Consider the following 16,247-nt stretch of genomic DNA (forward strand, 5'->3'; position numbering starts at 1 on the left):
CCCTCAAGCCTGCTTGAGGTAGTCCACCAGCCTCAGCAGCATGGCATCACAGCCGAGCAACTGCTCGACACTGACAAACTCATCCGGCTTGTGGCCCTGGTCCATGCTGCCAGGCCCGCACACCACGGTGGGGATGCCCGCCTGGTCGAACAAGCCACCTTCGGTACCAAACGCTACCGTGCCGAACGTATCCGAGCCGCTGAGTAGCGCCACCAACCGCGCAGCCTCGCTGTCTTCCGGTGTCGCCAGCCCCGGATAGGCACTCAGCGGCGCCAGGCGAATGGCGCTGGCGGTATTGACCTTGCGCATACGCGGCAGCAACTCGGCTTCAGCATAGGTTTGTAAGTGGTCGGCCACCGCCTGCGCCTCGAACCCTGGGAGCGCGCGCACTTCGAAATCGAACTCGCACTCGGCTGGCACGATGTTCAGCGCCCTGCCCCCTTTGATCACGCCGGTCTGCACCGTGGAGAACGGCGGATCGAAGCGCTCGTCGTGATGAGCCGGCAGTGCCAGGGCATCGCCGATTTCACCCAACTTGCCAATCAGTTTCGCCGCATACTCGATGGCGTTCACCCCATACGGCGCGTACGCCGAATGGCACGCCGCGCCCTGTACCTGACAACGCATTGCCAGCTTGCCCTTGTGCCCCAGCACCGGTTTGAGTTCGGTGGGTTCACCGATCAGACACAGCCGTGGTTTACACGGGCGCTGTTCGAGGGCAGCCAGCATCGAGCGCACGCCCAGGCAACCGACTTCTTCGTCGTAGGAAAACGCCAGGTGTACCGGCATGCGCAACGGCTGCGCGAGAAACGCGGGCACAGCAGCCAACACCGAGGCGATAAAGCCTTTCATGTCGGCCGTGCCGCGGCCATACAGACGGCCGTCACGCTCACTCAGGGCGAACGGCTCGACCGTCCAGGCCTGGCCATCCACCGGCACTACATCGGTATGCCCAGACAGCACCACACCACCCACATCCCTGGGGCCGACAGTGGCGAACAGGTTGGCCTTGGTGCCCTCCGGGTTATGGAACAGCTCGCACTCCACCCCCAGCTCGGCCAGGTAATCACGGATAAAACCGATCAGCGCCAGGTTGGAGTCGCGGCTCACCGTGGCAAAGCCGATCAGCCGGGCCAGCAGCGCGCGACTGGCAAATTCACTCATCGCCCGGCACCCCATAGCTTGGCGCGGCGGTCGGGTTGAGGGCGCGGGTGACGTAATCCTGCATCTGCGGGCGATAGGCTTGCCACAGGCCATCGAGCACGCCGATCGGGTCGCTATCGGCCCAGTCGACGCGCAGGTCCACCAGCGGCCAGGTCAGCTCGCCAGCAATCTTCAGCGCCGCCGAGTGCACGGGCCCGGCTTCGCCACCCGCTGCCATCGCCGCGTGCATGGCTGCCAGCAGGCGGTCGGCCAGGTGGCCGCCGGCCTGCTCGAAGGCCAGCACCATGGCTTCGATCACCTGGGTCGAGGACAGCAGGTTGCCGGCCGCCGCGCATTGTTCGCCGGCCATTGCATGGTGTGTTCCCAAGGCTTCCCGCCCGGTGAACAGGGCCACCTGGCCGTGGCTGTCGATCACCGTGACCTGGCGGTACTCACTCCAGCCATTGGCACTGAGCACCCTGTCCAGCGCAGCGGCGGGCGGCAACTGGCCATGCTCCAGGGCATCGAGAATCTGCGGGCCCAGCGCCGGCAGGGTGATGTTCTGGGTCGAGACCGCGCCCACACCGGCACGCACCCAGGGGCAACGAGCCCCCACGGCGATGCTCGACGAGCTGATGGCGATACCGACCTGGCCGGTTTCCTGGCAACGACCGATGATGGAGAACGTCATGTCATGGTTCCTGTTGTGCTGTGCGATACACGGCATTCTGAGTGGAACCTTCGGGCGGGCGAAACGACCTTTTTCCGAGGGGGTAGGCAGGAAAAAACTAGGCTCACGGGCCCGCTCTCTGCACCCGCTCGAAAAACCACGTCACCCACCCGGCCAACCTGCCCCACAGGCCAGAGAACTCAAGGCCTTCGCCGTTTTATCGGCAAGCACCAGCTAAATACTATTTTCGCCATTTCCACGGCATCCCTAGTCTGGCTCCAGGTAACGGCGGTCCTCCAAACCGACCTGACAAAAACCGCCTGAACAAGGGCTCGGACATGACACTGAACAACCTCGAAATCGACACCCTCGTCGTCGGCGCCGGCCAGGCCGGCGTGGCCATGAGCGAACACCTGAGCAAGCTTGGCGTGCCGCACCTGGTACTGGAGCGCAACCGCATCGCGCAGGCCTGGCGTACCGGCCGCTGGGACTCGCTGGTCGCCAACGGCCCGGCCTGGCACGACCGCTTCCCGGGGCTGGAATTCAACCTCGACGCCGATGCATTCGCCGGCAAGGACCAGGTGGCCGACTACTTCGAGCAGTACGTACGCAAGTACAACCTGCCCGTGCGCACCGGCATTGAAGTCAAGCGCGTGGTGCGTAACAGCGACCGTCCTGGCTTCACCATCGACACCAGTGAAGGCGTGATTCGCGCCAATCGCGTCGTGGCTGCCACCGGCCCGTTCCAGAAACCGGTGATCCCGGCCATCGCGCCGAAAGACAGCAACCTGCACCAGATTCATTCCGCCGCTTATTTCAACCCAGAGCAGTTGCCTGAAGGCGCGGTGCTGGTGGTCGGTGCCGGTTCTTCCGGTGTGCAGATTGCCGAGGAATTGATGCGCGCCGGGCGCCAGGTGTACCTGTCGGTCGGCGCCCACGACCGCCCGCCGCGTGCCTACCGCAACCGCGATTTCTGCTGGTGGCTGGGCGTGCTGGGCGAGTGGGACGCGGAAATTGCCAAACCCGGTCGCGAGCATGTGACCATCGCGGTCAGCGGCGCCCGTGGTGGCCACACCGTGGACTTCCGCGCCCTCGCCCACCAGGGCATGACCCTGGTCGGCCTGACCCAGTCGTTCGAAAACGGCGTCGCGCGCTTCCAGGACAACCTGGTCGAGAACATCAACCGCGGCGACGACAACTACCTGGCCCTGCTGGATGCGGCCGATGCCTACATCGAACGCAACGGCCTGGACCTGCCGGAAGAGCCCGAAGCCCGCCAGCGACTGGCCGACCCGGAGTGCATGCGCAACCCGCTGCAGCAGCTGGACCTGGCCAAGGCCGGCGTCAGCAGCATCATCTGGGCCACCGGTTACGGCGTGGACTTCAGCTGGCTGCAGGTAGACACCTTCGATGCCAACGGCAAGCCCCAGCACCAGCGTGGTGTGGCCCGTGAACCGGGCGTGTACTTCCTCGGCCTGCCGTGGTTGTCGCGCCGTGGTTCATCGTTCATCTGGGGGGTGTGGCACGACGCCAAGCACGTCGCCGGCCACATCGCCACGCAACGTACCTACACCGCCTACCGCGACCGCGAGCAACGCGCAGCGGATGAGCAGCAAACCGCCAAGATCAGCAATGTCAGCACCCTCGGAGCCCACTGATGCCTACCCATACTCGCATCCGCATGTTCAACACCAAGGAAACCTACCCCAACCAGACCCTGGACAACGACTTGTGCCAGGCCGTGCGGGCAGGCAATACCATCTACGTGCGTGGCCAGGTCGGTACCGACTTCGAAGGCAAGCTGGTAGGCCTGGGTGACCCGCGCGCACAAACCGAACAGGCGATGAAGAACGTCAAGCAACTGCTTGAAGAAGCCGGCTCGGACCTGTCGCACATCGTCAAGACCACCACCTACATCACCGACCCGCGCTTCCGCGAGCCGGTGTACAAAGAGGTGGGCAAGTGGCTCAAGGGCGTGTTCCCGATTTCCACCGGGTTGGTGGTGGCCGGGTTGGCCCAGGCCGAGTGGCTGATGGAGATCGACGTGATCGCCGTGGTACCCGATCAGGAATAACCACAGGCCTGAATGACGGCGGGTGACTGCCACCTGCCCGTCCAGTCACGCCTGGGTTGCCCGTGCCGCTGCTTGCAAGCGTTGAGGTGCGGGCACGCCAACGGACGACGGCACTTGCACACTGAGACGTCGCCCGCAGTTCGCGCGTGGCTGGCTACCCGGCGCAGCTCCAACGCCATCGGGCGTACCACACCCAGTCCATTCAGTAGGTCGCCCTCCCGCCGCTGAGGTCAAACACAAAGCCAGTGGTAAAGCTGCACTCAGGCCCGGCGATCCAGCTGACCATGTTGGCAATCTCCTCGGCCTTGAGGAAGCGCCCCATGGGGATCTTGGCCTTGCTCGCGGCAATATGCTCGGCCGTCATCTCGGCCATCAGCGGCGTCTCGACCATCGCCGGTGCCACGCAGTTGAGCAGCACGCCATCCTGCGCCAGCTCCTTGGCTGCCGCCTTGGTGAAAGCGATGACCCCGGCCTTGGCTGCCGAATAGCCCGAGATGTACTGCACACCCTCCTTGCCGGCCATGGAGGCGATATTGACGATGCGCCCGTAGCCGCGCTCACGCATGTGCGCGATGGCGGTGCGGCAGCAATAGAACACACCGTTCAGGTCAATGGCGATGACCTTGTCCCAGGCGTCTGGCGGGTACTCCCAAGACGCCACCACCGGACCGTTGATGCCGGCATTGTTGACCAAGACCTGCACCTGCCCCAAACGCGCCAGCGTCTGGGCAAAAGCCGCCTCCACCGAGACCAGCGACGACACATCCACTGCCTGGCGCAGCACCGGCTCGAAGCCGTTTTCCGTGCTGTTCCAGCCATCGACGGCAAGGTCCCAGATCACCACCTGGGCGCCGGCGACATGCAAGCGGCGGGCAATCGCCAGGCCGATGCCACGCATGCCACCGGTGACGATAGCGGTTTGGCCTTGCAGGTACTGGCTCATTGTTCAGCTCCATTTTCGACAGAAGGAATATCCGGCAAGCAACGCAGGTCACATGCCCTTTGGGGCGCTAGCCGAGACGATCCTCCAGGCCATGGAGGATGCCGCCCGGGACGGGTGTTCTGTTCAGTGTTCATCACGATTGCGCGCTTGTTGTTGGAAGGGCAAACAACGGAGGGGCTAGGCGAACCCGAACAATCGCCGAGGGGTGTCCCACATCACTGTGCGGCGCAGCCGGGCATCCGGCATCAGGCGCTCGGCCAGCTTCAGCAGCGGGCCGTAGTCCACCCGCGCGGGTTGGCGAATGAACGGCCAGTCCGACCCCCACACACAGGCTTGGGCGCCAAAGGCTTCGAGCAGGGCCTGCACGTATGCACTGCTCTGTTCGAACAAGGCATCCGCTGCGGCAAACTTCTGCATGCCTGACAGCTTCACGCAGGCGCGGCCGCTGTCAGCCAGCCGCAGCAACGCCTGGAAGCCGGCTTGCTGCACACCGGCAGCGACATCCGGGCGGCCGCAATGGTCAATCAACAGACGAGCCTGCGAGCCTTGCAGCAGGCTGTGCAGGTCCAGCAACTGGTCGTCACACACCTGCAGCTGGGCGAACATGCCAAGCTCGGCGAGCTTGCCGAACAGCCCGTCAACGCCCTTGAGGCTGGCTACCCCGTACAGCGCGGGGTTAAAGGCGATACCCACCACGCCTTGCGCCTGTAACGCCGCCAGCGCGTCGAGGTTGATGTCCGCCTTGACCACCGCCACCCCCTTGAACCGCCCCTGCCCGCTGGCCAAGGCATGCAGCAGGCAGCGGTTGTCGGTGTGGTAGCCGCTGTTGGGGCCCACCAGCAAGGCATGTTGCACGCCGTAAGCCTCCATCACCCGGGTGAACTGCGCCTGGGTGGCGACCTCCTGGCCGGAGGGCGCGTAGGGTGCATCGGGGTGATAGGGGAAACGGGCGGGGTCAAACAGATGGTTATGGCAATCGATCTTCGCTTCGTCAAATATGTTCACGCAGCACTCCCGTCAAGCGCCACTGCGCTTGTCTGCAGATCTTGTTATTGTGCGCCGCAAGGGCAGTTAGGCTGGGATTAACGATACTGTGTGGCCGGCTTTGACGCTCATACCCAGATGGCGAAAACCATAACCGAAGGTAATACACATGCTGCTTGGCAACGAAGGCGCAGACGCAAGCCCCATGGTGTTCAAGCTGCGGCACATGGAAGTGTTCAGGGCGGTGATGCTGACGGGCTCGATCAGTGCGGCGGCCAAATTGCTGTATGTGTCGCAGCCGGCGGTGAGCAAGCTGATTCAGTACATCGAAGCGCGCCTGGCCTACCCGCTGTTCGAGCGCGTCAACAACCGCCTGGTGCCGACGGCCGAAGCGCAGGTGCTGTTTCGCGAGGTCGAGCGGGTGTACCAGGCAGCGTTGCAGGTCAACGAATGTGCCCTGGCGCTGGGCGCTGGCGGCCAGCGCAAGTTGCGTATCTCGTGCAGTGCATCGTTGTCCACGGTGGTGATCCCGATGGCCCTGGCCCAGCTCAAGCGTGAATCACCGTCACTGAATATCGAGTGGCAAACCTCGTTGATGGGCGAAATGCCCAACCAGATCTTGTCGAAGAAGGTCGACCTGTCGATCGCCGCCCTGCCGGTGGTGCACGACCACCTGCATTCGCAAGCGTTCATGCGTGGACGCATGGTAGTGGTGATGCCGCCGGGTCACCCTTTGGCCGGTCAGCCCGCGCTGACCCTGCAGCAGCTGGAGGGTCATGCGTTGCTGCTGTTCCGGCCCGACATGCCGTTTGGCAAGCTGTTGGCCGAACACATCGGGCGCCGCGGGCTACAACTGAAATCACTGTTGTCATTCACCAATGCCAACGAGGCTGTGGCGTTGGTCAAGCAAGGCATGGGCATCAGCGTGATCGACGAGTTCGTTGCACAGGACAGCGGGCTGGCGGTGGTGCCGTTGGCCGATGAGATTCACTTCGATATCAGCTTCGTCTATTCGCGCTTCGAGCCGCCCTCGCATGCAGCGCTGCAGTTGATGCGGGTGTTGCAGGGGCAGGCGCAGAAGCTGGGGCGGGCGCTTGCGCCGGGCTGATCATCTACGCAACTGCTCCCCTGTGGGAAAGGCTTCAGCCGCGAACACTGCCGAAGCCGGTGCCATGCACCGAGTCGCCAGATTCGCGGGCACGTCCGCTCCCGCTGGGTATACAAGGGTACGGTTTAAAAGCCGACCGTGGCCGAGAGCAGATAGGTCCGCGGGGTGGACAGGGTCAACCCCGGCTCACTGTCATCCGACGCCCCTGCCGAGCTCCAGTAGCGATCATCGAGCACATTCTCGACACTGGCCCGCAAGGTAACCTCGGTGGCGTCCACCTTGAAGGCATAACGTGCACCCACGTCATAACGCTCCCAGCCATCGATGCGTTTGCTGTTGTTCTGGTCCAGGTACTGCGAGCTGGAGTGAGTGCCGCGCGCTGTGAAGGTCAGGCCGTTCACCCCTGGCACGTCCCATTCAGCCCCCAGATTGACGTTGTATTCGGGCGTGGCCGGCGCACGGTTGCCATCGTAGGCACCGCCGACGGTGTCGGTCAGCTCGCTGTCGATATACATCACCCCACCCAACACCCGCACGCCTTGCACCGGCTCACCGAACACACTCAGCTCGATGCCGCGGTTGTCACGCTTGCCATTGGGGCCGAACACCCGCGAGGCGGGGTTGGTCTCGTAGGCCGGCTGGCGAATGCGGAAGGCGCTGGCAGTAAAGGCCACCTGGCCGAGGTCGTACTTGGCCCCCACCTCGATCTGGCGGCTGGTGAACGGCGGGAAGATCTGGTCTTCGTTGATCGAGGTCGAGGGGGCGATCTTGCCTTGGCTCAGGCCCTCCATGTAGTTGGCATACAACGAGAGCTGGTCGGTGACCTTGAGCAATACGCCCCCAGAAGGCGAGACTTTTTCTTCGTCATAGCCCGTATCGCCTTTGACGCCGTCGCTCCAGTCATCCACCTGCACCCGTTGCCAGCGCGCACCCAGGGTCAACAGCAGGCGGTCGTCAAAAAAGCCAAGGGTGTCGGCCAGGGCCACGCCGGAGAAGCGGTTTTCCGTGTAGACCTCGGGGTCGAGGCGGGTTGGCGTACCGGGTGTCGGTGCGGCCACCGGGTTGTAGAGGTTGCTCGGCGCCGCGGCATAGCGCGCCCCGCCGTTGGTGAAGTCCATGTAGTAATAGGTGGCGGCCAGGTTCAGCGCGTGGCTGACCGGCCCGGTATGGAACCAGTGACGTAAACCGGCCATGGCGGTGCGCACCGACTCGTCCCGGGTAAAGTCACGCGGCTGCACGGTGAAGTCGCCAGCATCGTTGGTGATCGACACGTTATGGCGCAGGAAGTCGTGGTTGCTCTTGCGCGCACCGACCGCACCATAGGCCAGCAGCGATTCGCTGATATCGTACTCGGCGTTCAGCGCACCGAAGGTGTCGTTGGTACGCGCCTTGCTCCAGGCCTGGGCGTAGTTGTGGCGTACGTCATTGGCATTGGGCACCTTGGCATTGGCACCGACCAGCACACGTTCCTGCGGGGCGTCGGTATCGCGCTCGGTGTGGCCAAGGTCTGCCGAGAGACGCAGGCGCTCGCCTCGAAAATCCAGGCCCAGCACCGCCATTTCGCGGTCGACGCGCTGGTGGTCCCATTCGGTATCACCGGCCTGCTTCACCCCATTGAAGCGCACGCCGAACTGCTGGCCTTCACCAAAGCGACGGCCGATGTCCACGGCGCCGCCAGCCTGGCCGGCCGAGGCGTAGCTGCCGGTGAACTCGGTGATCGGCTTGTCAGCGGCTCGCTTGGGCTGCACATTGATACCGCCGCCCACGCTGCCACGCGGCGATATGCCATTGATCAACTGGCTGGGGCCTTTGATGATGTCGACCCGGTCGGCCATTTCCATGTCGATCGAATACGTCGGCAAGATGCCATAAAGACCGTTGTAGGCCACATCACTGTTGAACAGGCTGAAGCCGCGAATGGTGAACTGCTCGAAACGCCCGCCCGCCGGGTTGGTAGCACGCACTGAAGGGTCACTGGCAATCAGCTCGCCCAAGGTGCGCGCCTGTTGGTTCTTGACCAGGTCGCTGGTGTAGCTGGTGATGCTGAACGGGGTTTCCATGAAGTCGCGCGAACCGAGCAAACCTTGTGCCCCTTGGCGTGCCACTTGGCCACCGGCATACGGCTGCGCTTCGTTGCCTGCGGCCAGGCCGCCGACAATGCGGGTGGGGGCGATTTCCAGCGCGCCACTGGCCTGGGGGGCTGGCATCAGGGTGAAGGCCCCCTCACCCACTGGTAGCGCCTGCAGGCCGCTACTGCGCAGCAACTGGTTGAAGCCTTCATCGACACTGTAACGACCGGACAAGCCGTTACTTTGCCGGCCCTCTACCAATGCCGGGTCCAGCGAAAGGCTGACACCGGCCTGGTCGGCGAAATGGGTCAAAGCGGCACCCAGGCTGGCTGGCGCCACCTGGAACGTACGCCGGGCCGGCTCATCGGCCCAGGCGGGTGCACACAACAGCAGGCTCATCGCGAACAATGGATGTGCTGCGCGCGCCAGTGGGCGCAGGCGGCAAGTTTTTACTGCAGGCATTGAACAAGGCTCCCCTTTTATTTTCTCCTACCGGTAATGACCGGCGAGTGAAAAAAAGGGGACAGCCTCATGCTCGATGTTCTCGTGCGGCCAGGCTCACCCAATAACGCGTGCGGGTCTGCACCTGCAACGGCAGGCTGGCGGCGAGCAGGGCCAACACCCGGTCGGTGTCGTCAAGGCGGAACGTGCCGGTAACACGCAAGCGCTCCAGTTCTGGTGCCCAGCGCAGTACGCCGGGGCGATACCTGCGCAGTTCGTGCAGCAACTCGCCCAGCGGGCGGTCGTCCAGCCGTAGCGCACCTTCGCGCCAGCCCAGTTGCCATGCGTCGAACGCTTTGACAGGGCCAACGCCGACCGCCTGCAAACTGGCCTGTTGGCCGGCCTGTAGCATCACGGCTGGACCCCGCAACGGCTGCAGGCTGACTGAACCCTCGATCGCCGACACCCGGCAAGCCTCATCAAGCAGGCGCAGGCACGCCTCGCCCTCACTGAGCACCACCCGGCCATAAGGCACCTGCAAGGTGAGGCTCAGGTTAGCGGGCACGCTGACGGCCACTTCACCGCGCAGCAGTGCCACGCGGCCTGCACCCAGCTCGATATCGACCGCACTGTCGGTGTTCAACTGCAACAAGGTGCCGTCGCTCAGCAGTGCCTGCCTGCGCTCTCCTACCGCGGTGCGCATGTCGGCGGTCCAGGCATCCAGCGGCAGCTCACGGCTCACCAGCCAGGCCATCGGCAACAACACCGACACACCCAGGGCTTGTTTGAGCAGTACCCGACGACCGGCATCCGGGCGATCCAGAGCGGCCATCGCCAATGCGCCGGGCAACCCGGCAAACCGCGCTCGCAGCAGCGATGCCTTTTGCCAGGCGTCTTCGTGCAGGTGACTGCTGGCGCGCCATTGCGCCAGACGCTGCAGGTCAGATTCGCTTGCGTCGCCAGAATCCAGTAATGCCAGCCAACGGGCTGCAGCACGCAGCGCCTCGCGGGTTTCTGGGGGGTGGGGGCTCATTGCAACTCGGCCAACAGGCAATGTTCGTAAGCCTGCGCCATGTAGCGTTTCACCGAGCGCTGGCAGACGCCCAGGCGCTGGCCAATCTCGGCGTAGCCCAAGCCTTCCAGCTGGCTCCAGAGAAAGGCCTTGCGGATCGGCGGCTTGAGGCCGTCGAGCAATTCATCCAGTGCTTGCAGGGTTTCGAGCAGTACCCAGCGCTGTTCTGGCGACGGCACGTGTTGCTCGGGCAACTGCGCCAAGGCATCAAGGTAGGCCTGCTCCAGGCTACGTCGCTGGTGGAAATTGCTGAGCAAACGCTTGCCCACGGTCAGCAGGTAGGCACGCGGTTCGCGTATGTCTGCCAGCGGCTGGGCGCTGGCCAGGATGCGCAGAAAAGTATCCTGACTGAGGTCGGCGGCATCCCAGGCATTGCCCATACGCCGGCGCAGCCAGGTTTCAAGCCAGCCGCGATGCTCCCGGTACAGGGCAGGCAGGCCAGGCTCCGGTGGCGGCGCGGCGTCGATCATGAGGAGGGTCCTGCGGCGGAGTAAATAAGATTAATTCTAATTTACATCACACCACAGAACCAAGCGGTTTGTTACCGGTCAGGCAATGGCTTCATCGACCAGCACTTGTGCTTCCTGCACCAGACGCTGCAAATGCGCCTCGTCGATGAAGCTTTCGGCGTAGATCTTGTAGATGTCTTCAGTACCCGACGGGCGCGCGGCGAACCAGCCATTGGCCGTCATCACCTTAAGCCCGCCAATCGCCTGGCCATTGCCTGGGGCGTGGCTGAGGATCTGCACGATCGGCTCACCGGCCAGTTCGGTCGACTTCACCTGCTCCGGCGCCAGCTTGCTCAGCAACGCCTTCTGCCGCGCATCGGCCTTGGCCTCGACACGGGTGGCGAACGGCTTGCCCAGCGCGTCGGTCAGGTCGGCATAAGCCTGGCTCGGGTTACGCCCGGTACGGGCGGTCATTTCGGCGGCCAGCAAGGCCGGGATCAACCCGTCCTTGTCGGTGGCCCACACCGAGCCATCGCGACGCAGGAACGAAGCCCCTGCACTTTCTTCGCCACCAAAACCGAGCGAACCGTCGAACAGGCCCTGGGCGAAGAACTTGAAGCCCACCGGCACCTCATACAGATCGCGGCCCAGGCGTTGGGTAACGCGGTCGATCAGGCCGCTGGAGACCACGGTCTTGCCCACGGCGGCGTCGGTGCGCCACTGCGGACGGTGGCGGAACAGGTAGTCGATGGCCACGGCGAGGTAGTTGTTGGGTTGCAGCAGGCCGTCAGGGGTGACGATGCCGTGGCGGTCGTGGTCCGGGTCGCAGGCGAAGGCCACGTCAAAGCGCTCGCGCAGGCCTATCAGGCCCTGCATGGCATACGGCGAGGAAGGGTCCATGCGGATCTGGCCGTCCCAGTCGACGGTCATGAAGCGGAAGGTCGGGTCGACCTCGGTGTTCACCACTTCCAGGTCCAGCTGGTAGTGCTTGGCAATGGCCGACCAGTAGCGGACCCCTGCCCCGCCCAGCGGGTCGACGCCCAGGCGCAACCCGGCGCCACGGATGACATCGAAATCGATGACGTTTTCCAGGTCGGCCACATAGTTGCTGACGTAATCGTGGCGGTGGGTGGTCGGCGCCTGCAGCGCCTGGGCATGGTCCATGCGCTTGACGCCCGCCAGGTTAGCCGCCAGCAGCTCGTTGGCCTTGCCCTCGATCCACTTGGTCACGTCGCTGTCGGCCGGGCCGCCGTTGGGCGGGTTGTACTTGAAGCCACCGCTTTGCGGCGGGTTGTGCGACGGGGTGATGACAATACCGTCAGCCAGGCCCTGCGTGCGGCCACGGTTGTGGCAGAGGATGGCGTGGGAAACCGCCGGCGTCGGCGTGTATTCGTCATCCTTGGACAGCATCACCTGCACGCCGTTGGCGGCCAGCACTTCCAGGGCGCTGGCGGTCGCTGGCGCTGACAGGGCGTGGGTATCGGCGCCGATGAACAGCGGGCCATCGATGCCTTTTTCCTGGCGGTACAGGCAGATCGCCTGGCTAATGGCCAGGACGTGATACTCGTTGAAACTCAATTCAAGCGAACTGCCCCGGTGCCCCGAGGTGCCGAAGGCCACGCGCTGGGCCGCCACGGCAGCGTCTGGGCGGCCCGTGTAATAGGCGGTAAGCAGCCGGGGAATATCGACCAGCACGCTGGCTGGAGCCGGCTTGCCTGCCAAAGGACTGAGCGTCATGCAAAAACCTCGAGTTCAACGGATGTTGGTGTTGGAACGTGCAGTGTACTGAGAGTTGCAATGCCGTGCGATGGGGGACTCAAAGAAACCCCAGCCCCTGCAGGGTATTGCGCATCCCGCCCAACCCTATGACGGTCTAGAGTACAAGCCATACCCCTTGTGAATGAGGCCCCATGGCTTTCCATCGCCTGACCCGCACACACCCCCGCCTGAGCCTCGCCGCTGCAGTCGGCCTCGCTGGTGCCTGGCTGATCCCCGCCGGTGATACCGTGCAGCACATCCTCGCTGGCTGGAACCTGGGGGTGTGGCTGTACCTGCTGCTGGTGCTCTACCTGAGCTGGACAGCCAGCCCGGAAAAGGTCCGCAAGGTCGCCGGCGTCGAAGACGAGAACGCCGGCCTGGTCCTGCTGACCGTGTGCATCGCCGCCATCGCCAGCCTTGCCGCGGTCACCCTGCAACTGGTCTCCAGCCGCGGCCTGCAAGGCACGGCCCTGGCCGTGCACTATCTCTACACCGGCCTGACCGTCGCCGGTTCCTGGCTGCTGATCGGCTGCATATTCACCCTGCACTACGCCCGCCTGTTCTACACCGGGCAAAACCACGAACCCCCACTGCGCTTCGCTGATGGCGAGCGCAACCCGGATTACTGGGACTTCCACTACTTCTCGTTCACCATCAGCGTGGCGGTGCAAACCTCGGACGTGGGTGTCGCCGGGCGTGGGTTGCGGCGGGTGGTGCTGGCGCATTCGTTGGTGGGCTTCGTGTTCAATACGGCGATTCTGGGGTTCACTATCAACATCGCCGCCGGGTTGCTGGGTTAACCAAGCCGCTCGTCTGAAAAACCTGCGCGTCGAACGTCCGCGAACGTCACCAAACCCGATGGTTACCTGGCACCTTGCGGCCGGGAAAACGTTTGCCATGCAGCCAGTCGTCACACTGCGCCCATGACAAGGGTGTGACCAGTGTCAAGCATTCGCACATTTGTCGTACTTGCAAGCGAAAATCGCGCGTAGCAGGTGCTATCTTTAATTTCCCGGCGGCCGCATCGATGTGGCCACCCGCTCATCACGTCCAGGTACGGACAAGGAGGCTGGCATGAACAAGATGACGTTCCCCAACGCCTGCCAGGTGATGCGCTGGCATTTCCATCCGTTGGGTTTCGAGGCCAGCATGGATGCGCCACGCAGCATGGTCGCGCGGCTGTTCGACCGCGCCAGCGGTGAAACCCTGCTGGCGATTGCGGGCATCCCCTGTGCAGCGATCATGGCCGCCGCCGATGTAGAGCGCATCATCGAGGCCGTCGAGGCGGAAATGGACGCCTTCATACCCGCCTTTACCTTGCGCGATGCAGTCTAGGCTCTGTTTTCAACCCAGCCTCACCAAGTATCAAGGCTCTTCATACAGCGCCTAGCCCGCAGCAGTGAGTTCCGGGCCCATGGCCTGCAACTTGCTCATAAACTGCTCGGCCGGCACGGGCTGGCCCAGCAGGTAGCCCTGCAACGAATCACACCCCAGACGGGTCAGGAAGTCCTGCTGTTTGTCGGTTTCAACCCCCTCGGCAACGATACGCAGGCCTAACGCCTGGCCCAGTGCGACAATTGCCGAAACAATCGCTGCATCGTCACTGTCCTGCTCCAGGTCGCGTACGAAACCGCGGTCGATTTTCAGCTCGTTGGCTGGCAGGCGTTTGAGGTACATCAGGCTGGAATAGCCCGTACCAAAGTCATCAATGGACAAGTCCACGCCCATGTCGGACAGGCGCTGCAGCACGGTCAGGCTGGCGTCGGCATCGTGCATGGCGGTGGTTTCGGTAATTTCCAGTGTCAGGCAGTTGGCTGGCAAGCCGTTCTGCTGCAGGGCGCGGGCCACGCTGTCGACCAGACCGGCATGGCAGAACTGGATGGCCGACAGGTTCACCGCCATGCGCCAGCCATGGTGCCCCTGATCCAGCCACTGACGCATCTGACGGCAGGCCTCAGTGAGTACCCACTCACCAATGGGGATGATCAGGCCGGTCTTTTCTGCCAGGCCGATGAAGCGGTCAGGCAGCAGCAGGCCCTGCTGCGGGTGCTCCCAGCGCAGCAATGCTTCGGCACCGATCGGCTGGCAGGCCTGGGCGTCGAACTTGGGCTGATAATGCAAGCGGAACTGGCGCTGCTCAAGCGCCAGGCGCAAGTCCTGCAGCAGCTGCAACTGCTGGCGCGCGTTGCTGTTCATCGACACATCGAAGAAGCTGTAACCGTTCTTGCCGGCGCTCTTGGCATGGTACATGGCAGCGTCGGCGTTACGCAGCAGCTCATGCTGGTCCTGGCCATTGCCCGGGTACAGAACGATGCCCAGGCTCGCCGACAGTTGCAGGTCGTGCTCGGCCACGCGGAAAGGCCGGGACACCAGGTTGACCTGCTTGACCGCCACGTCCATGGCATCGTTCGGCTCCTGCAGTTCCACCAGCAGCACGAATTCGTCGCCGCCAATCCGTGCCAGCGTGTCCTGGCTGTGCAGGTGGCCGCGCAGGCGGGCCGCCACCGCTTTGAGCAGAAGGTCACCGATATGATGGCCAAAGGCATCGTTGACGGGTTTGAAGCCGTCCAGATCAATGAACATCAGGGCAAAACAACCGCCCTGCTCCGCCACTTTGGCAATGGCCTGTTCGATGCGGTCCGCCAGCAGGGTACGGTTGGGCAGATCGGTGAGTGTGTCGTGCAAGGCCAGTTGGGTCAGTTCCTGGTTGGCCAAGGTCAGCGAACGGGCCAACTCGGCAGTACGCGCCTCGAGACGCGCGTCCAGCACCGAAGTCAGCAAAGCCACTGCCAGTACTGCCAGCGTGGTGATCAGCACCAGGTAAACCAGGCTGTCCCCCTGCAACCCGCCCCCCAGCGCGCCGCAGAAGCTGCCCTCGGGGAAGTTTGCCGCTGCCATGCCGGTGTAATGCATGCCCACGATGGCAACGCCCATGACCACCGCCGCCAGGCCGCGGATCTGCCGTACATAGGGGGTGTGTCTGCGCAGGCGGAAGGCAATCCACAATGCCGCCGCCGAGGCGCCTACGGCAATCAGCAGCGAAGCGCCGAACAACGTCGGGTCGTAATCGATGCCCGGCAGCATGCGCAGGGCAGCCATGCCGGTGTAGTGCATGCAAGCGATACCGGCGCCCATGATCAGCGCGCCAAACCCCAACTGCAGCGCTGGCAGGCTCGGCTGGCTGACCAGCCACAAGGCAAAGCCCGAGGACAGCACAGCGATCAGCAACGAGAACGCGGTCAGGGCCAGGTCGTACCCCAAGTCAATGGGCAAGCTGAAGGCAAGCATGCCAATGAAGTGCATCGACCACACGCCGATGCCCATGGCCAACGCACCACCGCCCATCCACAGGCAGGCAGCGCGGCCCTTGGCCGTGGCAATGCGGCCGGTCAGGTCAAGGGCGGTATAGGATGCCAGGATCGCCACGCACAGCGAAATCAACACCAGCGAAGAGGAGTAGCTACCGGTCAGCATTGAGAGTTCCAGCGCCGGGACAGGGGGCCCGACAAAAGCTGACGATTGTACTCAAGCTTAAG

14 protein-coding genes are annotated in these 16,247 nt (G+C 63.8%); 5 read left to right on the top strand and 9 right to left on the bottom strand.

Annotation, left to right across the window (positions count from 1 at the left end; genetic code table 11):
• Positions 1-3 precede the first annotated feature (3 nt).
• Entirely contained in the window at positions 4-1,164 is a 1,161-nt protein-coding gene (argE, locus tag ACTJJN_RS16870; protein ID WP_440781437.1) for an acetylornithine deacetylase, read from the bottom strand.
• The gene (locus tag ACTJJN_RS16875) at positions 1,157-1,834 is read right to left on the bottom strand and encodes a DUF1028 domain-containing protein (protein WP_010954425.1); all 678 of its coding nucleotides are present in this window, start codon (positions 1,832-1,834) and stop codon (positions 1,157-1,159) included. The genes argE and ACTJJN_RS16875 overlap by 8 nt, the downstream gene beginning before the upstream one ends.
• Before the next feature lie 317 nt (positions 1,835-2,151).
• Here ACTJJN_RS16875 and ACTJJN_RS16880 point away from each other — a divergent pair, with 317 nt between their 5' ends.
• Together ACTJJN_RS16880 and ACTJJN_RS16885 are read left to right on the top strand one after the other, a co-directional pair.
• Positions 2,152-3,471 (top strand): flavin-containing monooxygenase, encoded by a 1,320-nt coding sequence (locus ACTJJN_RS16880; protein WP_010954426.1) that lies wholly within the window; start codon positions 2,152-2,154, stop codon positions 3,469-3,471.
• Positions 3,471-3,887 (top strand): RidA family protein, encoded by a 417-nt coding sequence (locus ACTJJN_RS16885; protein WP_003247763.1) that lies wholly within the window; start codon positions 3,471-3,473, stop codon positions 3,885-3,887. The genes ACTJJN_RS16880 and ACTJJN_RS16885 overlap by 1 nt, the downstream gene beginning before the upstream one ends.
• 202 nt (positions 3,888-4,089) lie before the next feature.
• Here the strand turns inward: ACTJJN_RS16885 and ACTJJN_RS16890 are convergent, their stop codons facing one another.
• Both ACTJJN_RS16890 and ACTJJN_RS16895 read right to left on the bottom strand, forming a co-directional pair.
• Positions 4,090-4,830 (bottom strand): SDR family NAD(P)-dependent oxidoreductase, encoded by a 741-nt coding sequence (locus ACTJJN_RS16890; RefSeq protein WP_012052090.1) that lies wholly within the window; start codon positions 4,828-4,830, stop codon positions 4,090-4,092.
• A 177-nt stretch (positions 4,831-5,007) separates the two neighbouring features.
• A complete protein-coding gene (locus ACTJJN_RS16895; protein ID WP_014753423.1) occupies positions 5,008-5,835 on the bottom strand; it encodes an amidohydrolase family protein in 828 nt (275 codons plus the stop codon).
• A 148-nt stretch (positions 5,836-5,983) separates the two neighbouring features.
• Here ACTJJN_RS16895 and ACTJJN_RS16900 point away from each other — a divergent pair, with 148 nt between their 5' ends.
• A complete protein-coding gene (locus tag ACTJJN_RS16900) occupies positions 5,984-6,922 on the top strand; it encodes a LysR family transcriptional regulator (RefSeq protein ID WP_003247757.1) in 939 nt (312 codons plus the stop codon).
• 125 nt (positions 6,923-7,047) lie between these two features.
• Here the strand turns inward: ACTJJN_RS16900 and ACTJJN_RS16905 are convergent, their stop codons facing one another.
• From ACTJJN_RS16905 to pgm, 4 genes are all read right to left on the bottom strand, one after another.
• Entirely contained in the window at positions 7,048-9,453 is a 2,406-nt protein-coding gene (locus tag ACTJJN_RS16905) for a TonB-dependent siderophore receptor (protein WP_440781438.1), read from the bottom strand.
• Positions 9,454-9,520: 67 nt separating this feature from the next.
• Entirely contained in the window at positions 9,521-10,465 is a 945-nt protein-coding gene (locus ACTJJN_RS16910; RefSeq protein WP_440781440.1) for a FecR domain-containing protein, read from the bottom strand.
• Entirely contained in the window at positions 10,462-10,974 is a 513-nt protein-coding gene (locus ACTJJN_RS16915; RefSeq protein ID WP_012052087.1) for a sigma-70 family RNA polymerase sigma factor, read from the bottom strand. Before ACTJJN_RS16915 ends, ACTJJN_RS16910 begins: the two co-directional genes overlap by 4 nt.
• A gap of 78 nt (positions 10,975-11,052) precedes the next feature.
• A complete protein-coding gene (gene pgm, locus ACTJJN_RS16920) occupies positions 11,053-12,690 on the bottom strand; it encodes a phosphoglucomutase (alpha-D-glucose-1,6-bisphosphate-dependent) (RefSeq protein WP_003247749.1) in 1,638 nt (545 codons plus the stop codon).
• Positions 12,691-12,863: 173 nt separating this feature from the next.
• On the opposite strand from pgm, the gene ACTJJN_RS16925 reads away from it, so the two are divergent.
• Together ACTJJN_RS16925 and ACTJJN_RS16930 are read left to right on the top strand one after the other, a co-directional pair.
• Positions 12,864-13,511: a DUF1345 domain-containing protein gene (locus ACTJJN_RS16925; RefSeq protein WP_003247748.1), complete on the top strand. Its 648-nt coding sequence runs from the start codon at positions 12,864-12,866 to the stop codon at positions 13,509-13,511.
• Between the two features lie 274 nt (positions 13,512-13,785).
• Positions 13,786-14,046, top strand: a complete 261-nt coding sequence (locus ACTJJN_RS16930; RefSeq protein ID WP_003247746.1) for a DUF1652 domain-containing protein — start codon at positions 13,786-13,788, stop codon at positions 14,044-14,046.
• Between the two features lie 51 nt (positions 14,047-14,097).
• Here ACTJJN_RS16930 and ACTJJN_RS16935 read toward each other — a convergent pair whose 3' ends face one another.
• Positions 14,098-16,185 carry a putative bifunctional diguanylate cyclase/phosphodiesterase gene (locus ACTJJN_RS16935; RefSeq protein ID WP_010954433.1) on the bottom strand — a complete coding sequence of 696 codons (2,088 nt, stop codon included), beginning with the start codon at positions 16,183-16,185 and terminating at the stop codon, positions 14,098-14,100.
• Positions 16,186-16,247 lie beyond the last annotated feature (62 nt).

Source organism: Pseudomonas sp. 22515, assembly GCF_052044625.1.
Classification (GTDB): Bacteria; Pseudomonadota; Gammaproteobacteria; order Pseudomonadales; family Pseudomonadaceae; genus Aquipseudomonas; species Aquipseudomonas alloputida.